The sequence below is a fragment of the Shigella sp. FJ200513 genome, from assembly GCF_040495915.1.
Lineage (GTDB): Bacteria > Pseudomonadota > Gammaproteobacteria > Enterobacterales > Enterobacteriaceae > ECMA0423.
This window is the reverse complement of sequence record NZ_JBDYCV010000190.1, coordinates 1-3,346: the sequence shown is the minus strand read 5'-3', so window position 1 is coordinate 3,346 and position 3,346 is coordinate 1. Positions and strand designations below refer to the sequence as shown.

Sequence of the window (3,346 nt, the reverse complement as noted above, 5' to 3'; positions counted from 1 at the left end):
GGTTACCCCCAAACGAATCGGAAAATCGATACTGGAAAAACTCTAACTCGGTGGCCAGTTTTTGTTGACCACTTCACTAACCACTCTCTCAGCCCACCCTTCCATATCCTCTCTCGATACTTGCAGCTCCCCCAACCCCTTTGGATGATTCACCCCTCTATGCCCGTCTTGTCCATATAATTGATCAAACAAACTATTTGGCCAATTCAATGAGCTCTTCACCACTCCACGCCGTATCTTTTCAAAATCATTCCGCCATGTTTCGCTATCAACGCCACTCAACACTTTGGTAGAAAGCATTTTCACCCCATCCGATGCATCCACCTCTAGCAATACAAATTCACTGCCATTACGTTGCACCCCAACGGCTTTAATCACTCTTGGTGAGCCATCTTTACACAGATGTAATCGGCTACGCCCAACTTTTGGCAAAACCAAGGTTTCTTCAAAAAGCACCCGACATGCAAATTTAGTTTTTAGAATTGAAAGTAGCTCATCAAAAGCAGCAAATCGATTAGCAAAAATAGAGTTGTAATTGGTTGCATCCTGCTTCCCACCCACATCTGCCGCTGCTAGGACACCACCTAAGTGTGGCTCATCAGTACTAACCAAATTACTATTTTCACTTGTTGTTGCTTCTTCTTTTTCTAAAATAGTTTGGCTACTTTTTCTTGCCCTGCGAGATTTTTCAATTCGACTAGGTCTACTAAAACTTATCCATGTCGGCTCAGCCTCTATGACTCGTGTGTCTGTGTCTATATTGGCTGTTTCCTCATCGTCCAACTGTAGATGCTCATCATCAACAACTGACTCTGTTGAAACCGCTATGTGCTGCGTACTACCATCACCTGCCTCCTTTTCCTGAAAAGAGGCATGGCTAATAGCTGTTGTGCTAGGAAGCATAGCGTTGATTTCTAAACCTACTATTTCCTCAACTAAATAATCCTTATCCTCGTTAGAAGAACGTCCTTTTACATGTAATTTCCAACCCTGCATGGGCGGAGGGTCAAAGCTAAAGCACCAGCTTTCAACGCCGTTCTTAATTTCTCTATTTTGTTGATAGTGCCTAAAAATACTTTCATACGAATCCATAACATCTTGATCCGAAAACAACCAAACCAAAAGCTGCACTACGGCCGACAGCTCTAACGCCCCTTTAGGAAACGATGAACTGGGTAAGATCCTTATCTCTAAATGATCTCGCTCAACCTCATACTGAACGTCGAACTCTTGCTGTAAAGCGGTACTGCTCAAACAGCTTCGACAGAAATAGGAGTTAATTAAAAATAATGACCGAGCTAGCTCTAACTGTGGGATGTGATAACGAGTCTTGCTATATGGTGTTTCAGCTTCGTAAATAAATGAACTCTGCGCTCCATCCTTGTTGCGTACGGAAGCAAAGGACGAGAGATTAGGAAAATCGATTATTTTGGCTCGTTGAAGATCCGATGCTTCAAACTCAATCACACGATCCGCCTTATTTATTTGCTTTGTTGTACTGTTAACCACCTTAGCTCGACTTAATAAAGGCAAATGAGTAAATCGAGTCCATTTCCGTTCTTGCATTGGATTAAACCAAACAAAAATACGCCACTCCTTATGACCCGAGTTACGGAATAAATGACCAATATGTACAACCTGCACATTGTCATTAAATGTAGCTAGCCTAACCACTCACTCTTCCCCATAAACCATTTCCAAGAATCTTTGTGCTTCCTCAGTTATCCGCTCTTTAGATAACGTTGCACTTCTTAATAATCGCCAGCGCCTAAGCTCAACATCTTCCTGTTTAAGCTTAATAAAAGCTTGGCTAATCCGTCTAATTTGATAATCTTCCACACTCTCTGAGTAACGCTTTAAGCAAAGCGCTACCAAAGGCAGTTTCTGTAGATTTTTTGCAAGAGAGGTTCCGTTAGGAGTTTGCTTTAACAGCCAGCTCGATGTCGCTCTTGGGTGATCAAGGCTACTATCTAGACGCTTTATGATTCTTAATAGTTGTCGTACAGCAATTCGATCTCTTTGGTTCCAATCAACTCTAGGGGCGGGTGCCAGACGCTCTTGTTGATGCTGTTGATTCCAGTGAACTAGCCAATCCCTGTCATGTCGGTAAAGCCAAGCGTATAGCACCCCACCCTCTAAAGACTGTCTTGCCGCCTTAATTCCTTGGTATTTATGCACTAGTTGCTGCCAGTCTTTATGCTTAACAGATAAATCTTCAGAGTTAGGTTGCACAGACTGGCTAACAGGTCTTGTCGTTATAGAGTGCTCAGTAAGAGCACTTGCCTGCTGTAGCGCTTCTATAACCGTTAGTTTTGGCAATAAGGCTTGCCACACAATACTATGCTGTAAATAACTAAAGGCTTTTCTATGCTTACGGAATATACTTTTCAGCCAACACGTGTCCTTGTTCTCTGCCAACTTTAAATCCAGTTTCTCTAGTGCCTCATCACTAAAAGTCTGCCTCACTCTCTCCGCCACCAAGTCATGACGAATGTGCTTGCTTTTGGTTAGCCCTAGATCCTGCGCTAAGCGCTGATAAAACAGCGTCCACTGCTCAAGGCTTGGGGAAAGCTCTTGCGCTCGTGGAGCATCTAACAGAGGGGCTATATAAGCAGCTAGTGCTGTTAATTGAGATAGGGAGTCTTTGGGGTAGTCTGAAAGCAGCTCAGTATGACCCAAAGCCCAAAATTGATGTCGGTGATCATCTACAGCTCTATCAAAGAAGACTAAAGCACCGTGTTTTGGACAATATGGCAAAGCGGGCAAATACCAATCTCGTTGCCAAAAGGCTTCCCCATACCTATTTAGCTGAAGAGCAACGCAATCAGGGCAGTATCTAAAGCGGTTATCGCTCTTAACTCTAGAAGCAGCGACTCCTAGCATTAAATGCACCGCACCTTGCGCTTGGTACTCCATTAACCGAATAGCTTCGTCTCGGCGCTCCTTGCCTACAAACGGAGCATATAAAGGGAATAAGGTATGCTCATAAATAAGCTGCTGAACAGCGTAACGTCCTGTTTGATGTAGATGTCTTGCTATCACACCTAAATGCGAGGGCAGACCTAAGGTAGCGACCACCTTGCGGTTGCCATACACCTCATCCAACAGCTGCTTAGGACTAACAATCCCTTGATAAACGCCTGCCCGTGCAATAGTGCTATAAATCAGCTCATTCGAGTACGGAACAGGAAAGTTTCTCATGGCTAACCTGCTTGTTTAAATAAGCTCGCCATATCCACTATTACCCCTTTCCCTTTTAACCGTTCATGCTGAAGTGGTCAACAAAAACTGGCCACCGAGTTAGAGTTTTTCCAGTATCGATTTTCCGATTCGTTTGGGGGTAACC

Annotated in this window: 2 protein-coding genes; both read right to left on the bottom strand. The window is 43.8% G+C overall.

Annotated features, from left to right (window positions below; genetic code table 11):
* Positions 1-42: 42 nt before the first annotated feature.
* Entirely contained in the window at positions 43-1,674 is a 1,632-nt protein-coding gene (locus tag ABZJ92_RS21090) for a Tn7-like element transposition protein TnsE (RefSeq protein WP_353765461.1), read from the bottom strand.
* The gene (locus ABZJ92_RS21085; protein ID WP_001243518.1) at positions 1,675-3,201 is read right to left on the bottom strand and encodes a TnsD family Tn7-like transposition protein; all 1,527 of its coding nucleotides are present in this window, start codon (positions 3,199-3,201) and stop codon (positions 1,675-1,677) included.
* Positions 3,202-3,346: the final 145 nt, after the last annotated feature.